The following is a 20899-nucleotide window of genomic DNA, read 5'->3' as shown; positions in this document are numbered from 1 at the left end:
GTCGAGGTCGGGGAGCCTGCGACGCGGTGAGTTGCCGTGACATAGCCATCAAGATCGCGAACAATGCCGTCCATGACGGTGGTGGCGAGCGGCGGATTGACGAATCTGCAGGATAATCGCGCACTCAACGCGACACCGCGCGGAGGATTTCGACCCGACATCGAGGGGTTGCGGGCAGTCGCCGTACTGGCCGTTGTGCTTTTCCATGCGAACATGCCCGGGGTTCGGGGCGGATTCGTCGGCGTGGATGTCTTTTTCGTCATTTCCGGCTTCCTCGTCACCGGAATCCTCTTCCGCGAGGCGGCCGCCGACGGCGCTGTCGGACTGGTCCGGTTCTACGGCGCGCGGGTCCGCCGTCTGCTGCCCGCGGCGGGTGTCGTGCTGATCGCCACCGCGATCGGCGCGGCCGTACTGCTGCCGCCGCTACAGGCCCGCCAAGTCCTCGGCGATGGGATCGCCGGCGCCTTGTACGCCGGGAACTATCGGCTCGCGTTGCGCGGCAACGACTACCTCGCAGGCGATACGCTGCCGTCGCCGTTTCAGCACTTCTGGTCGCTCGGTGTGGAGGAGCAGTTCTATCTCTTGTGGCCCGTGCTGATCGCCGCCACGGCTTGGTTCGCGCGACGGCGCCGGATCGGATCGACCGGTCCGTTCCCGTACATGGTCGTTCTCGCGGTTGTCGCCGCGCTCTCCTTCGCGATCTCGCTGATCCTGACCCGCACGCTGCCCTCGTGGGCCTTCTTCTCGCTGCCGACGCGAGCCTGGGAGCTGGGCGCGGGCGGCATGATCGCGCTGTCGGCCGGCGTGTGGTCCCGATTGCCGAAATCGGTCGCCGCCCTTGCCGGATGGATCGGACTGGTCCTCATCGTCGCGGCGTGTTCCCAGCTGAACGAGACGACACCGTATCCGGGCACCGCGGCCGTGCTGCCCGTTCTCGGTACCGCCCTGGTGATCGTATCCGGTTGCGCTGACGCGCGATTCGGAGTCGGGCGCGGACTGGCGCTGCGTGGAATGCGAGCGATCGGCCGCGTGTCGTACTCCTGGTATCTGTGGCACTGGCCGGTATTGCTGCTGGCGCCGCGCGTGCTCGGGCACCAGCTCGGACTGGGTGGCTCGATGGGCGCGCTCATGATGGCAGGCGGGCTCGCGATGCTCACGTTGTGGCTGGTCGAGAATCCGGCCCGCTTCGCCGCCCCGTTGCGAAGCTCGGCCGCACGCAGCCTCGCCTGCGGCGGCGCGATCACGGCGGTCGTCAGTTGTGTGGCACTGACGCTGCTCGTGCTCGTTCCCGCCCCGGTCGGCCGTGGCGCGGCAGCCCCGGCTCTCACGCTCGCCACGCCCGCCGCATCGGCCACTCCCGGCGTCGACCCGCGCGACGCGGTGGTCCGGCAGCTGATTGCGGAGACCCAGGACGCGGTCGCCGCATCGGCCGAAATCCAGGCTGTCCCTTCGAATCTCACGCCCTCGCTCGCCGACGCGCCTGGCGACAAGGCAGGCGTGTTCACCGACGGCTGCGTGCGATCGTGGCGTGACGTGGGACAGGCCGAGTGCGCCTCCGGCGATCCGGACTCGGCCACGACGGTGGCCCTGGTCGGCGATTCGCATGCGGCGATGTGGCATCCGGCGTTCGAGCCGATCGCCGCGGCACGGCACTGGCGGCTGGAAACCATGGCCAAGGTCACCTGCCCGTTGCTCGACCTGCCCATCACCAGCCCGTATCTGGGCCGGGAGTACACCGAATGCGAACAGTGGCGCGGCCAGATCCTGACCCGGCTACAGGCCGAACGCCCCCGTTTGGTCGTGCTGAGCATGTCCAGGCGCTACGGCGCCGACTTCGGCTTCGTCTCCTACGACCAGGCCTGGGTCGACAGCCTCAACCGCTTGGTCGGCCGGCTGCGCGCGACCGGTGCGGCGGTCCTCGTTCTCGGGTCGGTCCCCGATCCGCGCACCACCGTGCCCGCGTGCCTGTCCGAACATCTCGACAATGCCGGGGCCTGCACGCCGACGCGGCCGGTCGCGGTCGACGATGCGGGTATCGCGGCCGAGCAAGCGGCGGCCACCGCCGGTGGCGGCCGGTACGCCGATCTGACCTCGCTGTTCTGCACCGCCGCCCGCTGCCCGCTCGTGATCGGCGACAACCTGGTGTACCGCGATGACAATCACCTCACCGTCGGTTACGCCAGAACGCTCGGACCGGTCATCGCCGCACTCGCCGACCGTGCGCTCGCCGAGGATTGAGCCGGGCTGGTCATCGCCTTCCTGCCTTCTTCGATTTCGTTGCGAACGAACGTGATTCGGCGAGACGATCCCGGAGGAACTCGGTGATCTCCGCACGCGCGGCCTTGGCCTGCGGCACCAGGCCCGGCATGCTCAGGAAAGCGTGCGGCGCGCCTGGATGTTCGGTGAGCCGCGCGGGCGTGCCGGACGACAGCAGCCGTTCGGCGTAACGACGACCGTGATCGGCCAGCGGGTCGACGGTCGGCACCACCACGAGTGCCGGGGCCAGCCCGCTCAGGTCGTCGGCGAGCAGCGGCGACACCGCCCGCGCGTCCGATCCCGGCGGCACGGCCAAGCGCTGGAACAGCCGCAGCTGCGCCGCGTCGAGGGTCGGAGTGTCCGCGTACCGGGTGATCGAGGGATGGTCGAACGCCGTCTCGGTCACGTCCGTCACGGGATTGACCAGCACCTGCGCGCGCAGGTGCTGGCCGGAAGCTTTGGCCCGGATCGCAGCCACCGCGGCGATCAATCCGCCGGTGCTCTCACCGAAGACCACGGTCCGCGTCGGGTCCACTCCCCATTCGTGGGCGTGCCGCACCACGTGCCGCAGCACCTCCCACCCGTCGTCGACGGCCGCCGACAGGGGAGTGCCCGGGGCGAGGAGACGATGCTCGACCGAGACGACGACCGCGGGCAGCGAGGCGGCGAGATGGCTGTTGGCCCAGTCGCACTGGACCGCCGTGCCGACGAACCCGCCGCCGTGTACGTGCAGCACGAGCGGCAGCGCACCGCCGTCTTCGGTCGACGGCCGGTACTCACGGACCCGAATCTCACGATCGGGCAGCGTCACCTCACGCCACCGGATCGCGACGCCGCCTGCCGGGCGTCCGGTGATCACCCTGCCGAGACGAGACGACCGCCTGCGGTTCTCCGCGTCGCGGTAGGCGATCAATTCGTCGGCCGTCATCGTCGACCAGTCCGGCGCCTTACGCGCGGCGTGCAGCAACCGGATACCCAGCGGCAGTCGTTCGGTGCCGGTGACGTCGTTCATTTCTCCTCCATGGGACTGTCCCGCTTGCAGATTCGACTGCCAGCATGGCCAGCGCACCGCGGGGGTGTCTTGGAGAAATGTTCCGTTCGGGTGGTCAGGCGGACGAGCGCTGGTTCGCCTGTGCTTGCCCGGCGCCGGTCCACGCGACGTCGTCGACGGCGAGCCCCGGCGCGACCGCGACGGCCCGTGGCGTCACCCCGGCGAAGGCCATGACGTCCCGGTGCAGATGGGATTGGTCGACATAGCCGCTTTCCACCGCCACCACGGCCGCGCTGTGACCCGCGGCGAGCAGGTGCGCCGCGTGGTCGAAGCGGATCAGCTTCGCGGCGCTCTTGGGAGTGAGACCGATCTGGGATCGGAACCGGGTCCACAACCGTTTACGACTCCAGCCGACCTCGTCCGCCAGCCGGTCGACCCGAATTCGCCCACGGCTCGATGCCATTCGCTCCCAGGCGAAGTCGATCTCCGGATCGACCGCGGGGCCCGTCCCATGGCGCCGAGCGAGCGCGGCCTCCACGATCGCGAACCGGTCCTCCCACGACCGGGTAGCAGCCAGGCGCTCCTGGATCCGCACGGTGTCGGGCCCCCAGAGCTCCTCGAGGTCGACCACCGCCCCGCCCAGCTCCGAGGACGCGCCGAGCGCCGCGTGCGCGACCACCGGCGACAGCCGTACCTGGAGGCAGTCGATATTCCGTCCGGACCCCCGAACGCCGCCGAGCGAGAGACCGGTGACGACAGTGCCTCGCGCCCGCCCGCCACCGGCGTCGTCGACGAGCAGCCCATCACCGAAATCGATGAACATCGTGAGCGCCGGGTACGGGATCACCTGAATATCGATGAGACTCGCAGTCCGACCGCGAAACGCGGCCATGCTGACTCCGGCGATCCGGCTCGGCCGTGCCGGGAGCGCGATGTCCCATACGGCCGCGGCGTCACGAACCGGCTCGACAGGTGGCATGTCGCCATCGTACGAGGCGCGCGAGAGGTGGTGTGCCGGAGCGACTCCGGTCCCGGTGAGCCGGTCGGGTCAGATGCGGCGCGTGCGCCGGACTTCACGAGGAGAGAGCTTCCACCAGCGGCGGGCGGCCCGCGAGAACGACGGCTGCTCGACGAAACCGACGATGCCCGCGATATGACCGAGTGGCAGGTCGGTGCCGAGCAACAGTCTGAGCGCGGTTTCGCGACGAGTGTCGTCGAGGAGTTGACCGAAGGTGACACCGGCCTGCTCCAAGTGTCGCTGGAGCGAGCGGGGGTGCATCATCAGCAACCGGGCGATCCCTGCCAGCTCGACCGTGCCCGTGCCGAGCGACTCCCTGATCGCGGTTCGGGTGCGGGACACGATGTCCGTCTTGCCGGTCGACGTCTGCTCGGCGAGGAACGCGATGGCGAGCTGACGAATCGTGTCGTTGACGCCCACGAGTTCTTGATTCGGCAGTGCCGCGGGGAGACGGAGTATGGCGGCCGGGTGGGGCTGCCGAGTTCGGACCGGCGCTCCGAAGTAGTCCGCGTAGTCGCGGGGCGAGACCGGGGACTCGTACGGGAGATGGACGCCTAGCAAACCGTACGGTCCGCCGTTGAGGTAGGTGATGGCGCGGTGGGTGAAGCCGATACCGAGGTCGACGGCCTGCACCGGACCTGCCGCAGTGGCCGGGCCGTAGTAGAGCCCGACCACGCCAGGACGATGCTGAGGGTCCTCACCCATGGACACCGTGAGAAACCGGCCGTACGAGGAGAGGTATCGCGACAGGCAGTCGAGAGCGTCGCCGATGGTCGGCGAGTTCGTCATCGCGACGGCGAGCGTCCCCAGAACGGACACAGATTGACGTCCGGCGACCCGAAGACCGAAGTCGGGGCACCGCAACTGCTCCGCGGCAACCTCGAGCAACGCCGCGGCCACCTTTCCTGGAACCAGGTCGTCGTCCATGTCGAGGGACTTCGGCGACAGGCCGACCGCGAGCGCCAGCGAGTCCGCGTCGCCCCCGAGCTCGGCGACGACGCTCCTGAAGCCGCGCAGACTGGCGGAGCGAATATGACTCACGGTGAGATTGTCGCACTCAGACAAAAAAGAGTCGTGCTCGGATAACTTCTTGCCGATCCCGCCCGGCACACTCCGATGTGTCGGCGCAACCCGCCCGGCGGCACAACGCGGCCGTCCTTCGCCGCGCGGCCGTCCCGACGAACTCTCGGGCGACCCGCGCGGGAACGCGCCGGACAGACAGGAACACGACGAGCATGAGCGACCGCTCCCTGGTGGACTACCAGGTCGAAGACCACATCGCGATCGTCGCCATGAACAACCCCGGCAGGGGCAACTCTTACACCATCGAGATGTCGGCGCGCCGCGACCCGAAGTTTCCCGGCCGGGTGCCCGATGACCTCCCGACCTGGTTGCCCCGGCTCTCCTGACGCGAATCCCGATCACCGACCACTCGTCACTCAGAACGAAAGTATCGATCATGACTTTGCCTCCCGCCCTTCGTATTCCGCTCGCGCTCCCGGTCGTCGCGTCGCCGCTGTTCATCGTGTCCGGCCCGGAACTCGTCAGCGCCCAGTGCAAAGCCGGCGTCATCGGCTCGTTCCCCGCGCTCAACGCCCGCCCCGCGTCGGCCCTGCGCGACTGGCTCGCCCAGCTCACCGAGGACCTGGCCGCGCACACCGCCGCGAACCCGCACGCGCCTGCCGCCCCGTTCGCCGTCAACCAGATCGTCCACAAGTCCAACGACCGGCTCGAATCCGACCTTCAGGCGTGCGTGGACTTCCAGGTCCCCATCGTGATCACCTCGCTCGGCGCACGTCCCGAGGTCAACGACGCGATTCATTCCTACGGCGGAATCGTTCTACACGATGTCATCAGTAATGCCTACGCGCACAAGGCGATCGAGAAGGGCGCGGACGGACTCATCGCGGTCGCGGCGGGCGCGGGCGGGCACGCGGGAACGACCTCGCCGTTCCCGCTCATTCGCGAGATCCGCGAGTGGTTCGACGGTCCGCTCCTGCTCTCCGGCGCGCTCTCGCACGGCGCGTCGATCCTGGCGGCGCAGGCCGCGGGCGCCGACCTCGCCTACGTCGGCTCCGCGTTCATCGCGACGCACGAGGCCAATGCGGCGGCCGGGTACAAGCAGATGCTCGTCGACAGCACCGCCGCCGACATCGTCTACTCCAACCTGTTCACCGGCGTGCACGGCAACTACCTGCGCGGCAGCATCGTCGCCGCCGGATTGGACCCGAAAAACCTCCCCGAATCCGACCCGTCGAAGATGAATTTCGGTTCCGGCGGCAACACCGGGGCGAAGGCGTGGCGTGACATCTGGGGCTCCGGACAGGGCGTCGGCACCCTCGAGGAGGTCACCTCGGTCGCCGAGCTCGTGGCGCGCCTGCGCACTGAGTACGACGAGGCCCTCGCCACCGGGGTGTGGGACGGCACGTCGATGCGTCACCTCGCCGCCGCGCCGTCCGCGTAGCACCTCATCCGTGGCCCCGGAGCCCGAGGACGGCCAGCCGAACCCGGTTGGTGGCACCGGTTTTGGTCATCAGGTTGGGATGTGGGTCTTGACCGTGGTGATGCCGACGTGCAGTCGCTCGGCGATCTCGGCATTCGACAGGCCGTCGGCGACCAGTTCCAGCACCTCGGCGTGTGCCTGGCCTGGGCCGGCTTGCGACACCGGAGGAGATCGCGGCGTTCGCCCTCACCCTGGCCGCGCCGGAGCACCAGTACCTCACCGGGGCGCAACTGGTCATAGACGGCGGGAAGACAGCGCACGCGTGATCGCCTGTCCCGCAAGCCTGTCGCAGCAGACTCCTGATCGTCAGCGGGACAGGGCGGTCTCGCGCCGCACATGGGACAGTTTTGCGCATGGCATAGAGCCCGGTGACGAGCCCGTCATCGATGCGCACCGCCACGACGGTGTCGATCTCGCCGTCGCGCCGAAGTATCAGTGCCGGATAGCCGTTGACCTGTGCCAGCTGCTTGGCCGCCGCCGCGAGCCTGCCGAGCCCGGCGGACAGCACGCTGGCCACGTTGTCTGCTCCCACGATGGGCGAGAGCGTGGCCCGTTCGATGCCGCCACCGTCGCCCAGGAACACCACATCCGGCGCGAGGATATCGAGCAGGTTCTGCAGATCACCCGTGTCGATCGCGCGCTGGAACGCGTCGAGCGCATCGCGCGTCTCGGTGGCGGAGACGATTCCGCGGGGTCGGCGCGCAGCGACGTGTGCCCGTGCCCGGTAAGCGATCTGGCGTGCCGCGGCCGGGCTCTTGTCCACGGCTACGGCGATCTCCTCGTACCCCACGTCGAACACTTCACGCAGCACGAACACCGCCCGCTCGGTGGGTGTGAGCGTCTCGAGCACCAGCAGCATCGCCATGGAGACGCTGTCGGCCAATTCGACGTCCTCGGCCACATCGGGCGTGGTGAGCAGCGGTTCGGGCAGCCACGGTCCGACGTAGGACTCCTTGCGTCTGCCGAGAGTGCGCAGCCGGTCCAGCGCCTGGCGGGTGGTGATCCGCACCAGGTACGCGCGCTGATCCTGGACCGTGTCCACCTCGACCCCCGCCCACCGCAGCCAGGTCTCCTGCAGGACGTCCTCGGCGTCGGCGGCCGAGCCGAGCATCTGGTAGGCGACGGTGAACAGCAGGTTGCGGTGGGCGACGAACGCCGCGGTCGCCGAGTCACTGTTGCTGTCGCCGGGCACGCTCCGCGATGTACCGACCATGGGGTGACTCCTGTTCGCTCTCCAGTAGTTCACCCATCAGACGCCGGGCTCGGCCGTTCCGTAACACCGAAATGTCGTGGCGCACGTCACATCGGCGCGCTGTTACGCGGCCCCGGGAGCCGTCGTCTGGTGTTCGTTCAGTGCGAAAGCACCCGACACCACCAGTGAGGACCACGTCATGGAACCCCGTTTCACCCTGAACGACAACGAACTCGGCGCCAAGATCGGCAAGCGGTTCGCGAACACCAGCCTGGCCATCGCGCAGTCGACCCTGCCGAAGTCCACGCTCGAATTGGTGGAGCTGCGCGCCAGCCAGATCAACGGCTGCGGGTGGTGCACCGACGTGCACACCAAGGAGCTGGCGGAAGCCGGTGAACCCGCGGTCCGGATCAACCTGGTCGCCGCCTGGCGCGAGGCCGCCGTGTTCACCGAGGCCGAGCGGGCCGCGCTGGCGCTGGCCGAGGAGGGCACCCGGCTCGCGGACGCCCACCGTGGCGTATCCGACGACACGTGGGCCCAAGTGCGTAAGCACTATGACGACGACCAGATCGCCGCGCTGGTCTATCTGGTCGCCATGATCAACGCCGCCAACCGGCTCGGCGTGATCGTGCGAATGCAGGGCGGTTCGTACGAGCCCGGCATGTTCGCCGGCATCACCGACTGATCCTCAGGCGAATCCCGGTCCGGCCCAAAATCATTCGATCCGGGCCGGGGCAGGTGACGCCGGGCGCGGCCATCGGTCCGTGCCGGTGTTATCGCCACGGCGACAGCCTCCGTGCTGGCCGGATTCGCCGGACCCGCTACCGCCGTTCCCACCGACCCGGCCGTCGACGAGAACGGCGTGATCGACGCGCCGGACGGCGTGATCACCGGCATGGGTATGGGGCCGGGCGCCAGTTGGGTGGAGGCGTGGATCGTTGCAAATAGCCACACTCGCAACGAGTTCGGGCAACCCACAGAAGCGTATGGGTGTCCACACCCGCGATCACCCGGGGCGTACCGCGTGCTGTCGTTTGTCATAGCTCCGGCCGTCCCGTCGTGCGGGCAAGCCGGGCGACGGGTGCGATTTCGCTGCACATGCCTCCAGCGGCTGGGGCGACGGCACCGGGTTCAGGCGTTCGATCGCGTCCAGGACATCCGATCCCGCGGGCAGGTGCAGGGGGCCGGGTCTGGGCCGCGATGCCCAGCGGCAGCCGAAGCCGGAGTCCGACATGGGGAGCAGTATCCGTCGCCCGGCTCGACGGGGGACGACTCCGAGATCGATGAACCTCGGCGCGCTCGACGGCATCAGCGGTTCGATCAGAAAGGTCCACTGTGTATCTCGCTGATCACTGATGACGGGCGGACAGGTATCCGCGAGTAGCCCCAGGACTCGACGTCCGAGTGCGGAGGGGAGGTCCAGCGCGCCGATTCGCGGTCCGCACACCACGGTCGCGCGGTCGGCGGTCAGCTCGACCGGCAGACCGTATCGGTGCCGCAGCAGGTGAGCGATATCGACTGGCGTGTAACAAGATTCGAACATCAGATGGTGTTCTTCTGCACGACGTGATCTCCCCATCGGTGGTGCGGAACGCCCGGATCGGGGCGATGGTGCAACCTCATCACCGCCGTATTGCTGAGCAATGGCCGTTCTGTTCCTTTCGCGTTGCCAGCAGCGCGCTGGGGGCGACGACCGGGGTTCGGTTGTGGGGGAACGTGATTCGGCCGACAGGTGCCGCGTCGATCTGATGGGGTTTGTAACGACCGGGGAGCATCCGACGACTCTCGCAGGGGATTTCTTTACCGATCATTCCGGTTTGCCGGAACCCTTGCGCGCCTGTCCTATTCGGGGCCGGGCGGCATATTCAGAGGAGAGGCTGTGCGGATCGTGCAGATGTTGAGGATGGGCCGCCGGTGGCGTGCGGGCACCGGATTGGTGCTGAGCGTCGTCGCGCCGGTGCTGATCGTGACCGCGTGCACAGCGGACGAGCAGGACTCCGCCAAGCCGGGTTCGGGGACCGCGACGGCGACCTCGGTCAGCCCTTCGAAGACCACGACCCCGGCCACCAGCACTACGGTGCCGGGCAGCCCTGGTGTCGGGCAGGCGGGCGGTGGCGAAGGGTCGGGTTCTGGGCAGGCGGGGGCCGGTCGGCCGGTCGCTCCCGGGGGCACCGACAACTGTGGAACCGTCGTCGTCTGTGGTGTGGCGCCAGAATCTCAGCCGGTGGAGGGTGGTACGGACACCTGCGGTGCGACCTTGTGCGGTGAGCCGAGCTACCCACCTCCGGCGCCGGGCGGTACCGACTACTGCGGGCCCGAACCTTGCGGCGTCTATGTGAAGTGCACGGACAAGATCAACTACGCCGGAGATCCCCGCTCCAACAACGAGATCAACAATATCGGCGTGCGAGACGGCGTGTGTCCGGAGCCGATCCGCCCCACGACCACCAGCGCCGCTCCGCCGACCACGGCCACGACCACGCCGACACCCGCGCCCACGACCACGTCGTCGCCGGAAGCGACCACAACCACGACCACGACAACGGCTGCGCAGTAGCCGACCGAGCCACCCTCGGAGGCGGGTTGGTCGCCGAGGTGGCGAACCCGGCCGGAGCGGTAGCCACTGGAGGCTGCCGTCACGGAATGGCGGCGGCCGGGTGTGCATCCCCTCTGGGACGCATCGGCACCCGGTTATCGCCAGACCGCCGGTCCAGAAGTCCCGGGCGGCGTCCTGCTCGGCCACGACGGTGGGCGGACCCGACAGCGGAGATCTCGATGACGGCGGGCTCGAACTACCGCGAAGGCGAGTAGCGGACTACGCGCGAGGTCCGAACTCGTGTGCGTCACGCTCGGATAGTCCAGTTCATGCGTTTCGGCCGGTGACAGGTGGGCCCGCTGGCCCGTACCGTCGCGTCGAGCCCAACGTGTCGTTACTGCGGACGCAGGACCAGCACGGTGATTTCGCTCGGTGCGAAGACCCGCAGTTGCGGACCCCAGAAGCCGGTTCCCCGGCTGGTGTAGAGCTGGGTGTCGCCGTGGCGGCTCAGTCCCGCGACGACGGGCTGGTCGAGCCGGACGAGATAGTGGAAGGGCCAGATCTGGCCGCCGTGGGTGTGGCCGGAGATCTGGAGTGCGACACCGGCGGCCGCGGCGTCGGTGATCTGCTTGGGTTGGTGGGCGAGCAGGACGACCGGCGCGCCCGGGTCCGCGCCCGCGAGCGCGGCGGGAAGGTCCGGGCCGTGACCGGGCAGGCCGACACCCGTCGGGTCATCGATACCCGCGATCACCAGTTGATCGTCGCCGCGGCGCACTGTCACGTGCTCGTTGTGCAGCGGTTGCCAGCCGAGCGAACCCATGTGGTCGATCCAGCCTTGCGCGTCGCCGAAGTACTCGTGGTTGCCGGTGATGTAGAACCGGCCGAGCTCGGCCTCGACCTTGCCGAGCGGATCGACCTGCGCGCGCCGCTTCGCCACCGAGCCGTCCGCGAGATCACCCGCGTGACAGGCGATATCGGGACGTTGCGCGTTGACCACCTCGACCACGCGCTCCGACCAGCGCAATCGGTCGAGCGCGGCGAAATGGGTGTCGGTGACGACTACCAAACGCAGGCCGTCCAGCGCCGCACCGAGTCCGGGGATGGCGACCTCCACGGTGCGAACTCGCGGCACCCGCCGCGCTTCGACCACGCCCCACACCACGAGCACGGTCGCCGCGGCGAGTACGCCCGCGGCGGCGATCCGGGAGCGAGCCGGATCGCCGACACCGGCCACGGCGAGCCCCAAGCGGGCCACGTTACCGAGCACCGACCAGCTGAACACCACCCACATCACGCCGAGCAGCGTGTCGCCGACGATCGAAGCGGCATCCGACTGCGCGGGTCCGTGACCGAGATACATCGATGCGGGCAGACAGCAGAACGCCAGCGCGAACAACGCCGAGCCCAGCCAGAACAGCGAGCCGGTTCCCTGGGTGGGCGCTGCCACCAACGTCCACCACGGCAGCAAGATCAGTACAGCGGGAATCGCCAGGAACATGACCAGGCGGGATACATATCTCAAGAGGGCTCGTCCTCGCGCGCGGGTGTAGCGCGCGGTCCCTCACCCGGCGCCATGAACACCTCCGACGATAGCAGCGGTTATCCCACGCCGAGGCGCTCGGCGGCGACGGCGAGATCCTTGTCACCGCGACCCGACAGGCACAGCACGACGAGCGAGTCCGCGAGAACCTCTCCTCGGTCGGCCATCTCCAGCAGATGCCCGACGGCGTGGGCCGATTCGAGCGCGGCGAGAATGCCTTCGGTGTGACTGAGCGCCTGCATTCCGCGCAGTGCGACGGCGTCGGTGGCCGCGCGATAACTCACCCGGCCGCTTCGACGCCGATCAGCCGCACCCGCGGATCGTCGGGAAGCATCTCGTGCCGGAACCCGCTCGCCGCCACGTCGTGATCAATCCTCATCAACACCAACGCTTTCACCGCCACAAACCCGACGGCTCAGGCTGTTCGGCTCGCACTAGCGCCCGGCAACGAGCGAGTTAACAGACCCGATCTTTTGGATGGCCGAGGTTTTCGCGCAACGATGCGTCCAGTTTTCGCCACAGCTCTCCCACGCGGCCGCGACCACTCGGGGCGGGTGGGTAACGCCTCAGGACGCTCACCACGATGCGGCTGGCCAAACTTGTTGCCTTCTCGATGTATTCGTCTCCCACGCTGCGGTCGTCACCGGCGTCGAGTTCGAGTGCTCGAGCCGCGTGGGCGGCCGACATGAGGATGTGTCCGCCTTGAGTCGCCTTCGCCAGCGGGTGCAGGTACGCGGCTCCTCCCGCATGACCGGCGGCTCGCGCCGCGTCGACGGCGGCTTCATGGTGCGTCTCCCCGGCTGCCCGTGCGGCCCGGTGCGCGTCCAGTGCGGTCACGCGGAGCGCCTTCGTTCGCTTGCCCCCAGCGGCGAATCGGCGTGCCTCGTCGAGCACGGCCCGGGGGCGTGGATCATCCGGGCAGTCGCGCTCGAAGATCGCCAGAACAGGCTCCGCGCAGGCCACGGCATAACCCGTGACTTCGCGTAGTTCGGCCATGCTGAGTTCGATCGTCAGATTCTCGTCAGCCGCATTCATGCTGTCGACAGTATCGTTGAACATTCGTTTGGGGCTTTGCGGTGATATCGGCAGGACAGTGCGAGCAAACCTTCAAAGTCGCTCGGGTCGATGGTTTTGCAGGAACATCGGCCACGGTCTCGCCGTCGTGGATCAGCCGATGCGCGTCAGTGCCAGAATGCTGGAAACAACCTGTCACGCATTGATATCCGGCTCGTCGGTGGCGAGAACAGTTCTTGACAAGGCATAGTCGGATAGCTTTCTTGGACTCGATCATCGACGGTCGCTGCCCGCGCCCACCCTCTTGCAGTCGACTCGCGCGCGAAGGTCACCGCCGCCTCCCGGGAAGCGACGAAGTGTAGAGGCGCCCCGAGGCCGAAATCGACTGTCAGATGGCACAGCACATTGCTTTCCTAACTCCGAATACGGCCTCGGTGACACTCACGGCCTCGGCTGCGGCGAGCTCCCATGAAATCGACGCCGGATTCGGCGGTTGCAGCGCCCGCTGTCGAGTGCGCTGCAACCGCCGATCCTCCTATCGGCCGGTGAACCGCGCCGGCCGCCGCTCCAGGAACGACAACATGCCTTCCTGGGCATCGTCACTGGTGACCAGGCGCCGCAACTCGTCACGGATGGCTTCGCCCGCGACGACCTCGCCGTCGCTTATCGCGCGCCGGGCCGAAGCCATCGTCGCTCGGATGCCGAGCGGCGCTTGCTCACTGATCCGTTCCGCCAGCTCCACTGCCCGATCGAGGTGACGGCCGGGCTCGACGACCTCTTGCACGAGTCCAAGGCGCAGAGCCTCGTTCGCGTCGAACGGATCGCCGGTGAGCAGCCAGCGCATCGCATTGCCCCACCCGGCCTCGCGCGGCAGCCGGAAAGTGGCGCCACCGAGGGGAAAGATCCCGCGCTGCACCTCCATCTGCGCGAACTGGGTGTCGGCGGAGGCAATACGGATGTCCGCGGCCAGCATCAGTTCGATCCCGATGGTCATGGACCATCCGTGCACGGCCGCCACCACCGGTGTGGTGCGCGCCGGTCCGGTGGTGGACACCGGATTCAGCTCGTCCTCGGCCCAATCGACGCTGCTTTCCGTGATCTGCGGTATCACATCGGCCAGATCGAGCCCGCCGGTGAAGTTCGCGCCGTGACCGTACAGCACACCGCAACGCAGCTCGTCGTCCGTTTCCAGTACGTAATAGGCATTGCCGAGAGCACGCAGTAATTCCATATCGAATGCGTTGCGCTTGGCTGGGCGGTTCAATCCCATCAACAAGACATGACCCGACCGTTCGACGGTGAGTACCTCACTGGGCCGCAGATTTTCGATCATGCCTGAGCCTGTGCCTTCATATGATTCTCCATTCATGACATCGACGACGACCGAGCAGCGGTCGAAATGCGTTGTGCTGTGGTGCACCGACCGGTTTTCCGGTCAGGGACGGACGAGGACTTTGAGTGCTGTGCGGGTGACCATGGCGCGGTAGGCCTCGGCGATTTCGTCGAGGCCGGTTTCGCGGTCGAAGACCTTGCCGGGCTCGACGCTGCCGTCGAGGACGCCAGGCAGCAGGGCGTCGATGTAGGCCCGGACTGGTGCGGGCCCTCCGGTGAGAGTGATGTTCGGACCGAACAGGGTGCCGAAACCCACTGCGGCGTCCTTGTATTGGGGGACACCGACCCGACTGATCACACCGCCGGGGCGGACGATGCCGACGGCCTGCTGATAGGCGGGCATGTGACCGACTGCTTCGACGACGACGTGGGTGCCATCCCCGCCAGTGAGCTCACGGACGGCGGCGATGCCTTCCTCGCCGCGCTCGGCCACGACGTCGGTGGCGCCGAATTCGTGGCCCAGGTCGGTGCGGTCCTTGTGGCGGCCCATCAGAATGATGCGCCGGGCGCCGAATTGGGTGGCGGACAGAACGGCCATGAGCCCGACAGCGCCGTCGCCGATGACGGTGACCGTCGTCTCGGCGGTGACGCGGGCCGCGCGGACGGCATGGTAGCCGGTGCCGTAGACGTCGGACAGCGTCAGCAGCGACGGGATGAGTGGTGAGTTCTCCTCGGCGGGAACGGGAACGAGCGTGCCGTCGGCGAAGGGGACCCGCACCGCCTCGGCCTGTCCGCCGCCGACGCCGCCCGCATTCCAATAGCCGCCGTGCCTGCACGAGGTCTGCAAGCCTTCGCGGCAGAAATCGCAGGTGCCGTCCGACCATACGAACGGCGCGATCACCAGGTCACCCTTTTTCACGGTGCGTACGTCGCGGCCGGTGTCCTCGACCACGCCGACGAACTCGTGGCCCATCGAACTGCCATGGGGCGTCGGCTTCATGGAGTGGTAGGGGTGCAGATCCGTCCCGCATACGCAGGCACGTACCACGCGGACGACGGCGTCCGTGCTGCCGCGGATCACCGGGTCGGGGACATCGATGACGCGGACGTCACCGGGTCCGTACAAATAGGCTGCTCGCATGAACATCCTCCTGTAATCGGGGTCTGGGTGTTCGGTGAGACTCGGAGCCTGGGCCCGCCTCGGCCAAGGCGGGCGCAGGCTGTCGTCTCAGCGGTACGTCACCGCGCCGACGAGGGTGGGCAGCTGTGACCGTGCCGCATCGGCTTCGTCGAGGCGGATGTCCGACAGGCGCACCCGTTCGAAGAACGTCTCAGGCCTGATGGCCGAAGAGGAGCGGGCGCTCGTCACCGGCGGGCATGACAGCGGTCGGCTCGTGTCCGCGCTCACCGAAATACAGCAGCTCCCATACGGTTTGCCCGCTGCGAGTGCTGGTCTGGCCGTCGCTGGTCTCGGTCAGTTCGACGTCGCCGAGGAAACGGTGATAGGCGCCGTGTGCGCCGAAGTCGAGCCGGAAGATGTCTTTGCGGTACCGGAAGGTCACGGCGTAGGTGGCGCCGTCTTGCTCGATGGAATACCGCACACGTTTGTCGACGGGCACACCGCTGTCGGGATGGATCGAGCGATCGTCGGCGATCACGTCGACGCCGTCGTCGCCCACCCGCGCCGCCACGATCTCCCCTGATTTGACGATCAACAGCACCGGAACCGTCGCGCCACCGTATTCGGCGTCGACGACGAACATCAACGTCACGATGGTGTACTCGCCGAGCAGGGCGCGGCCCCAATACCAGTGGTCGAGCACCTTCCGTGGCGCGATGTTGCCCCAGTTGTGGTCGTGGTAACCGAGACCGGACAACCGCGCCGCGCTGCCGTCGATCGTCAGGGCCGCCTCGACCGAGCCGCGTGCGACGACCGGCAACCACGCGATGTAGTGCTCCTCGTGTTCGCCGAAGTACAAGAACCCCGATTCGGGCCGCCACGGCGGCACCTGCGGCGTGAGCGTGAGATCCACGCTGACTTCGTCGATTTCGACGTGGATCACATAGCCGCGCTGATCCCCGCGAAAGATGTTGGCGCCGATCCGCACATCACAGGTGTTCGTGGCGGCCGAGAACTCCGACGGCTGGCCGACATAGGTCTTCTCGAGCCGGCTGCCGTCCGCGCGCGTGAGCGTCAGCAACACGAACGGCGTCAGCGGCGCCTTCGGTGACATGTATGGGGGCTTGGTGTGGAACTCGATCGTCAGGACCGAGCCATCCTCCAGATGACCGTCGAAATACCACCATTCGAAGGTCCCGTCGGCTGCGCGGGTGCGCAGCCCGTCCTCCCGGGGCGCGACCACGCCCGGGACGACGTTCGCCCGCCGGTAGTGATTCTCGGTCCTGCCCACTACGGATTTCATTTCCACTCCTTACGCCGAGCGGCCGCCGAGACAGCGGCCGCAGCTGCGACGGCGTCGATCACGCCGCGCCGTTCTTGACCGCGACCACCGACAGCGGCGACACCACCGGCGGCTGGGCGAGCAGGTCGCTGCCCTCGCCCACGATCAGTGCCGCGGCCGCGCCTGCCATGTGGGTCTTCTGCTCCTCGGGCGAGGCGAACACATCGACGAGGAAGAACGTCGACGGCTCCGTCGCCGATCGCCCGGCCAGCCACACGGTCGTTCCGGCCTCGGCTTCGATGAGCGGAAGGGCGCGCTCGAGGAGGCCCGCGAAGGCATCCGCCTTGTCCGCGGCGGTGGTGAAGGTGACCATCATTGCTGTGCTCGTTGTCATGGCGGTGACGCTATTGGCGGCAACGGTAAGGATTGCGACAAAGTGGCTAAACTTTGCGACATGAAGATCGGTGTGGCCGCGATCGCCGGGGGCTGGGACTCCGGGCTGACCACAGTCCTGGACGTACTGCGGACCGCCGAAGCCGCCCGAGAAAGAGTCGACCGGAACATCCCGGCGATCTCCGTGTGCACTATCGCGGCAGGAACGGAGCCGATTCCCACCCAGGGCGGGCTGCTGGTCCCGATCGATTTCACCTTCGACGACGCCCGGATGGACGACCTCGATGTACTCGTCATCCCCGCCCTCGGCGCCAACAGCCCACCCGGCGTGATCGACGCGTTGATGCGCCCCGACGTCTCCCGGCTGCGCACTCGGCTGCGGGACTGGGCCGACGAAGGCCGTCAACTCGCTGCCGCCTGCACCGGCACCCTGCTGCTCGCGGAGGCGGGCATCCTCACCGGACGCAGCGCCACGACCAGCTGGTGGCTGGCCACCGAATTCCAGCGTCGCTACCCGCGAGTCGACCTCGACATGACGCGAATGGTGGTGCAGGACGGGCACATCACCACGGCGGGCGCCGCGTTCGCGCACATCGATCTCGCGATCACCCTCGTCGGCAGGTCCAGCCCGCAACTCGCCGATTTCACCGCCGCCACCCTGCTCATCGACCAGCGCCCTGCCCGCAGTATCGAATCCGCCCTCGGTTATCTCTCGTCCGTCGACCGGCTCGTCACCGACTTCGAGACCTGGGCCCGGCTACACCTGGCCGAACCCATGTCCATCGCCGACGGCGCCGCGGCCATCGGAACCACCCGTCGCACCTTGGAACGCCGCGTCCGTCAGCAACTGGGCATCACGCCCAACGCCCTCGTTCAGCAGATGCGCGCCGAACGGGCTCGGCACCTCCAACGCACCACCAAGCTGACCCTCGCGAAGATCGCCCCGATGGTCGGCTACCAGAGCAGCGCCGCGCTGCGCAACGCACTCAACACCACCGAAAGTCGCGAGAACGACTGAGAGTCTGCTCGTGTCACGCGAAACTTTCTTCGCGGTGGGTGTCCGAGAATGGTCCGTGGCTTCGACGTCTCGGACGATCGCCGCCCGGCCGATTCCGACGACACGCTCGTCCTGCTGATCCTGTGCTGCCACCCGGCGCTGTCGCCGACCGCGCAGGTGGCGTTGACGCTGCGCGCCGTCGGCGGCCTCGGCACGGCCGAAATCGCCCGAGCGTTCTTGGTTTCCGAGGCGACCATGACCAAGCGCATCGGCCGGGCCAAGCAGGCGATCAAGGCGAGCGGCGCTGCTTTCGCCCCGCCCGCGGCCGCTGAGCGCGACGCGCGATTGGCCGCGGTGTTGCACGTCTTGTATCTCGTCTTCACCGAGGGATACGCGCCGACTTCCGGCCCGGATCTGCACCGGGTCGAGCTGTCCGCCGAGGCCATCCGCCTGACGCGGCTCGTGCACCGGCTGCTGCCCGACGACGGCGAGGTCGCCGGCTTGCTGGCCCTCATGCTGTTGACCGATGCGCGTCGGCCCGCCCGCACCGGGCCCTGCGGCGAACTCGTCCCGATGGCCGAGCAGGACCGATCTCGCTGGGATCACGCGATGATCGAGGAGGGCATCGCGCTGATCACCGAGGCGCTGACCAGGGGTACGCCGGGTCCGTATCGGTTGCAGGCCGCGATCGCTGCGGTGCACGACGAGGCCCCGGCCTATGCGGAGACCGACTGGCCGCAGATCATGCTGCTCTACGAGAGGCTGCTGCGGCTGGTCGACAATCCGATCATCGCGCTGAACCACGCCGTGGCCGTCGCCATGGCGGTCGGCCCGCGAGCGGGTCTGCGGCTGCTGGACGACCTCGCGGCCGACGAGCGACTCCGCGCCGACCATCGGGTGCCCGCCGTGCGCGCCCACCTGCTGGAGCTTCTCGGCGAGAAAGCGACCGCGCGCGAGTTCTACCTGCGCGCGGCCCGGCAGACCACCAGCCTTCCCACCCAGCGCTACCTGTACGCCCGCGCCGCCGCCCTGCCCGCCGACTGAGCGGCCGACTCGGGGATGCGCGCGGCTACCTGGTCACCCTTGGGCCGGCCGGGTGCCGACCGGCTCGATGTCGCGCACGATGTCGATGGCTCTGCCGAGGGTGTCCAGGCGGGCGTCGAGGGTGTCACCGGCGGGGTAGAGCCGCACGGTGGTCACTCCGGCGTCGCGCCAGACCCGCAGTCGATCGCGCACCACCGGCTCGGTGCCGATCAAGGTGGTCGCCAAAACCATCTCATCGCTGATCAGGGCCGCGGCACCGTCGCGATCGCCGGCTTGCCAGCGTTCGCGCACCTCGGCGGCGACCTCGGCCCAGCCCTGGCGGCTGTAGGCGCGGTTGTAGAAGTTGGTCGACTTCGAGCCCATGCCGCCGAGGCTGAAAGCCAGTTCCTTCTTACGGCCGGCGACCATGGCCGCCAGCGCCTGTTCGTCGGCCGCGAACGCGACCTCAGCGCCTTGGCAGATGTCGAGATCTGTTCGGGTGCGGCCGGATCGGGCCAGGCCCTGGTCCAAGTGGGCGAAGTAGGCGTCGGCCGCACCTTCGGGGACAAAGCTGGTGCCGAGCCAGCCGTCGGCGATCTCACCGGTCAGGCGCAGCATGGCGGGGGAGAGCGTGGCCAGGTAGAGGGGGATCGTGTGCAGTGCGCGGGTGGACAATCGCATCGGCACCGCGTCGCCGCCGGGCAAAGGGATCTGGAATTCGTTGCCCACGTAGGAGATCTTCTCCCCGTGCAGGGCGGAGCGGACGATATCGACGGTTTCCCGGATGCGGGCCAGCGGCCGCGCATACGGCACGCCGTGCAGACCTTCCATCACCTGCGGTCCGGAGGCGCCCAGACCGAGCAGGAACCGGCCGCCGGACAGGTTCGACAGAGTGATGGCGGCTTGCGCGATGGCTACCGGGGTGCGGGTGCCGACTTGAATGATGCCGGATCCCAAGAGGATTCGGCTGGTTCGGGCCGCGTAATAGCCCAGCGCGGACGGGGCGTCGGAACCCCACGCCTCGGCGACCCAGCAGATGTCGAGGCCGAGTTTCTCGCCCTCGACGACGAAATCGGCTTGTTCTCGCCAGTCGCCGCCGGACGCTTCGATGGTGGTCGCGGTGCGCATCATGCCTCGGCTCGCTGCTTGATCTCGGCGAGGTTGGCGCGCATACCGGATTCGAATTCGCGCAGGCGCACGAAGACGATCTTCTGCTCTCTGTCCGGCATTCGTTCGATCGCTCGGGACAGTCCGGACGGGGCCGGTCCCAGTTGCGCCCATTGCGACAACGCGGTGCCGCCGTTCTCGGGTCGCAACCGAAATCGCCAGATCGCCGACGGGTTCGCCGGATCGTCGATGGCCCAGGCGAACACGTGTGGCGGTTCGTATTCGACGACATGGGAGGTGGTCTCCCATTCCCCGAATGCGGCGTGGCTGTTACGTCCCCGGAATCGCGCGCCCACGACGGGCCCGGTCGCGCCGTCGAGCCAGTGCACCGACTGCAACTCGGCACTCAGGTGCGGCATGAGGTCGATATCGGAGACCAGATCCCAGACGCGTTCGGGCGGCGCGTCGATCCAGATATCCACCTCGACGCTGGGCTTGTCGGCGTATCGCGCGCCCGTCCACTCCATGCCGTCCGGCCTCCTCGTCCTCGACGGGACCCGCAACCCGGGCCTCTCACCTCAACAGTTGCGTAATT

The 20899-nt window shown here is 68.1% G+C and carries 21 protein-coding genes; 6 read left to right on the top strand and 15 right to left on the bottom strand.

Going from position 1 to position 20899, the window contains the following annotated elements; translation table 11 throughout:
• Positions 1 to 72: 72 nt before the first annotated feature.
• A complete protein-coding gene (locus AC3ERS_RS21600; RefSeq protein ID WP_431969862.1) occupies positions 73 to 2238 on the top strand; it encodes an acyltransferase family protein in 2166 nt (721 codons plus the stop codon).
• Between the two features lie 10 nt (positions 2239 to 2248).
• Here the strand turns inward: AC3ERS_RS21600 and AC3ERS_RS21595 are convergent, their stop codons facing one another.
• The 3 genes from AC3ERS_RS21595 to AC3ERS_RS21585 all read right to left on the bottom strand — a co-directional run bounded on the left by AC3ERS_RS21595 (position 2249) and on the right by AC3ERS_RS21585 (position 5306).
• Positions 2249 to 3268 carry an alpha/beta hydrolase gene (locus AC3ERS_RS21595; RefSeq protein WP_431969861.1) on the bottom strand — a complete coding sequence of 340 codons (1020 nt, stop codon included), beginning with the start codon at positions 3266 to 3268 and terminating at the stop codon, positions 2249 to 2251.
• Between the two features lie 94 nt (positions 3269 to 3362).
• Entirely contained in the window at positions 3363 to 4226 is an 864-nt protein-coding gene (locus AC3ERS_RS21590; protein ID WP_431969860.1) for a helix-turn-helix domain-containing protein, read from the bottom strand.
• 69 nt (positions 4227 to 4295) lie between these two features.
• Positions 4296 to 5306, bottom strand: coding sequence for an AraC family transcriptional regulator (locus tag AC3ERS_RS21585; RefSeq protein ID WP_431969859.1), 1011 nt, complete (start codon positions 5304 to 5306; stop codon positions 4296 to 4298).
• 194 nt (positions 5307 to 5500) lie between these two features.
• Here AC3ERS_RS21585 and AC3ERS_RS21580 point away from each other — a divergent pair, with 194 nt between their 5' ends.
• Complete coding sequence (locus AC3ERS_RS21580) at positions 5501 to 5674, top strand: hypothetical protein (RefSeq protein WP_431969858.1); 174 nt, start codon at positions 5501 to 5503, stop codon at positions 5672 to 5674.
• A 50-nt stretch (positions 5675 to 5724) separates the two neighbouring features.
• Positions 5725 to 6729 carry an NAD(P)H-dependent flavin oxidoreductase gene (locus tag AC3ERS_RS21575; RefSeq protein WP_431969857.1) on the top strand — a complete coding sequence of 335 codons (1005 nt, stop codon included), beginning with the start codon at positions 5725 to 5727 and terminating at the stop codon, positions 6727 to 6729.
• A gap of 4 nt (positions 6730 to 6733) precedes the next feature.
• On the opposite strand, the gene AC3ERS_RS21570 is transcribed toward AC3ERS_RS21575, so the two are convergent.
• Complete coding sequence (locus tag AC3ERS_RS21570; RefSeq protein ID WP_431969856.1) at positions 6734 to 7981, bottom strand: RNA polymerase sigma-70 factor; 1248 nt, start codon at positions 7979 to 7981, stop codon at positions 6734 to 6736.
• Positions 7982 to 8159: 178 nt separating this feature from the next.
• Between AC3ERS_RS21570 and AC3ERS_RS21565 the strand changes: the two genes are divergently transcribed.
• A complete protein-coding gene (locus AC3ERS_RS21565; RefSeq protein ID WP_431969855.1) occupies positions 8160 to 8645 on the top strand; it encodes a carboxymuconolactone decarboxylase family protein in 486 nt (161 codons plus the stop codon).
• A gap of 1157 nt (positions 8646 to 9802) precedes the next feature.
• On the opposite strand, the gene AC3ERS_RS21560 is transcribed toward AC3ERS_RS21565, so the two are convergent.
• The 9 genes from AC3ERS_RS21560 to AC3ERS_RS21520 all read right to left on the bottom strand — a co-directional run bounded on the left by AC3ERS_RS21560 (position 9803) and on the right by AC3ERS_RS21520 (position 17178).
• Complete coding sequence (locus AC3ERS_RS21560) at positions 9803 to 10027, bottom strand: hypothetical protein (protein WP_488186852.1); 225 nt, start codon at positions 10025 to 10027, stop codon at positions 9803 to 9805.
• Between the two features lie 291 nt (positions 10028 to 10318).
• Entirely contained in the window at positions 10319 to 10600 is a 282-nt protein-coding gene (locus AC3ERS_RS21555; protein WP_488186851.1) for a hypothetical protein, read from the bottom strand.
• 290 nt (positions 10601 to 10890) lie between these two features.
• The gene (locus tag AC3ERS_RS21550) at positions 10891 to 12018 is read right to left on the bottom strand and encodes a metallophosphoesterase (protein ID WP_431969853.1); all 1128 of its coding nucleotides are present in this window, start codon (positions 12016 to 12018) and stop codon (positions 10891 to 10893) included.
• Between the two features lie 77 nt (positions 12019 to 12095).
• On the bottom strand, positions 12096 to 12320 hold the full coding sequence (locus AC3ERS_RS21545) for a hypothetical protein (protein WP_431969852.1): 225 nt from the start codon (positions 12318 to 12320) through the stop codon (positions 12096 to 12098).
• 172 nt (positions 12321 to 12492) lie between these two features.
• Positions 12493 to 13095: a putative immunity protein gene (locus AC3ERS_RS21540; protein ID WP_431969851.1), complete on the bottom strand. Its 603-nt coding sequence runs from the start codon at positions 13093 to 13095 to the stop codon at positions 12493 to 12495.
• 490 nt (positions 13096 to 13585) lie between these two features.
• Positions 13586 to 14371, bottom strand: a complete 786-nt coding sequence (locus AC3ERS_RS21535) for a crotonase/enoyl-CoA hydratase family protein (RefSeq protein WP_431970014.1) — start codon at positions 14369 to 14371, stop codon at positions 13586 to 13588.
• A gap of 114 nt (positions 14372 to 14485) precedes the next feature.
• Positions 14486 to 15523: a zinc-binding dehydrogenase gene (locus AC3ERS_RS21530; protein WP_431969850.1), complete on the bottom strand. Its 1038-nt coding sequence runs from the start codon at positions 15521 to 15523 to the stop codon at positions 14486 to 14488.
• Positions 15524 to 15713: 190 nt separating this feature from the next.
• A complete protein-coding gene (locus AC3ERS_RS21525) occupies positions 15714 to 16805 on the bottom strand; it encodes a lipocalin-like domain-containing protein (RefSeq protein WP_431969849.1) in 1092 nt (363 codons plus the stop codon).
• Between the two features lie 58 nt (positions 16806 to 16863).
• Entirely contained in the window at positions 16864 to 17178 is a 315-nt protein-coding gene (locus AC3ERS_RS21520) for a putative quinol monooxygenase (protein ID WP_431969848.1), read from the bottom strand.
• A gap of 60 nt (positions 17179 to 17238) precedes the next feature.
• Between AC3ERS_RS21520 and AC3ERS_RS21515 the strand changes: the two genes are divergently transcribed.
• Both AC3ERS_RS21515 and AC3ERS_RS21510 read left to right on the top strand, forming a co-directional pair.
• A complete protein-coding gene (locus tag AC3ERS_RS21515; RefSeq protein WP_431969847.1) occupies positions 17239 to 18195 on the top strand; it encodes a GlxA family transcriptional regulator in 957 nt (318 codons plus the stop codon).
• A 48-nt stretch (positions 18196 to 18243) separates the two neighbouring features.
• Positions 18244 to 19218: an RNA polymerase sigma factor gene (locus AC3ERS_RS21510; RefSeq protein WP_431969846.1), complete on the top strand. Its 975-nt coding sequence runs from the start codon at positions 18244 to 18246 to the stop codon at positions 19216 to 19218.
• A gap of 33 nt (positions 19219 to 19251) precedes the next feature.
• Here the strand turns inward: AC3ERS_RS21510 and AC3ERS_RS21505 are convergent, their stop codons facing one another.
• Both AC3ERS_RS21505 and AC3ERS_RS21500 read right to left on the bottom strand, forming a co-directional pair.
• Positions 19252 to 20325: an LLM class flavin-dependent oxidoreductase gene (locus tag AC3ERS_RS21505; RefSeq protein ID WP_431970013.1), complete on the bottom strand. Its 1074-nt coding sequence runs from the start codon at positions 20323 to 20325 to the stop codon at positions 19252 to 19254.
• A complete protein-coding gene (locus AC3ERS_RS21500; RefSeq protein ID WP_431969845.1) occupies positions 20325 to 20831 on the bottom strand; it encodes an SRPBCC family protein in 507 nt (168 codons plus the stop codon). Before AC3ERS_RS21500 ends, AC3ERS_RS21505 begins: the two co-directional genes overlap by 1 nt.
• Positions 20832 to 20899: the final 68 nt, after the last annotated feature.

Source organism: Nocardia sp. bgisy134, from assembly GCF_057708325.1.
The sequence above is the reverse complement of the archived record's forward strand: the minus strand, read 5'-3'. Positions and strand labels throughout refer to the sequence as shown.

Excerpts from the sequence above, each read along its gene's own strand:
- AC3ERS_RS21540 (WP_431969851.1), bottom strand. The coding sequence starts at position 13,095 with ATGTTCAACGATACTGTCGACAGCATGAATGCGGCTGACGAGAATCTG.
- AC3ERS_RS21600 (WP_431969862.1), top strand. The coding sequence starts at position 73 with ATGACGGTGGTGGCGAGCGGCGGATTGACGAATCTGCAGGATAATCGC.
- AC3ERS_RS21565 (WP_431969855.1), top strand. The coding sequence starts at position 8,160 with ATGGAACCCCGTTTCACCCTGAACGACAACGAACTCGGCGCCAAGATC.
- AC3ERS_RS21515 (WP_431969847.1), top strand. The coding sequence starts at position 17,239 with ATGAAGATCGGTGTGGCCGCGATCGCCGGGGGCTGGGACTCCGGGCTG.
- AC3ERS_RS21510 (WP_431969846.1), top strand. The coding sequence starts at position 18,244 with ATGGTCCGTGGCTTCGACGTCTCGGACGATCGCCGCCCGGCCGATTCC.
- AC3ERS_RS21520 (WP_431969848.1), bottom strand. The coding sequence starts at position 17,178 with ATGACAACGAGCACAGCAATGATGGTCACCTTCACCACCGCCGCGGAC.
- AC3ERS_RS21570 (WP_431969856.1), bottom strand. The coding sequence starts at position 7,981 with ATGGTCGGTACATCGCGGAGCGTGCCCGGCGACAGCAACAGTGACTCG.
- AC3ERS_RS21595 (WP_431969861.1), bottom strand. The coding sequence starts at position 3,268 with ATGAACGACGTCACCGGCACCGAACGACTGCCGCTGGGTATCCGGTTG.
- AC3ERS_RS21505 (WP_431970013.1), bottom strand. The coding sequence starts at position 20,325 with ATGCGCACCGCGACCACCATCGAAGCGTCCGGCGGCGACTGGCGAGAA.
- AC3ERS_RS21525 (WP_431969849.1), bottom strand. The coding sequence starts at position 16,805 with ATGAAATCCGTAGTGGGCAGGACCGAGAATCACTACCGGCGGGCGAAC.
- AC3ERS_RS21530 (WP_431969850.1), bottom strand. The coding sequence starts at position 15,523 with ATGCGAGCAGCCTATTTGTACGGACCCGGTGACGTCCGCGTCATCGAT.
- AC3ERS_RS21580 (WP_431969858.1), top strand. The coding sequence starts at position 5,501 with ATGAGCGACCGCTCCCTGGTGGACTACCAGGTCGAAGACCACATCGCG.
- AC3ERS_RS21575 (WP_431969857.1), top strand. The coding sequence starts at position 5,725 with ATGACTTTGCCTCCCGCCCTTCGTATTCCGCTCGCGCTCCCGGTCGTC.
- AC3ERS_RS21500 (WP_431969845.1), bottom strand. The coding sequence starts at position 20,831 with ATGGAGTGGACGGGCGCGCGATACGCCGACAAGCCCAGCGTCGAGGTG.
- AC3ERS_RS21590 (WP_431969860.1), bottom strand. The coding sequence starts at position 4,226 with ATGCCACCTGTCGAGCCGGTTCGTGACGCCGCGGCCGTATGGGACATC.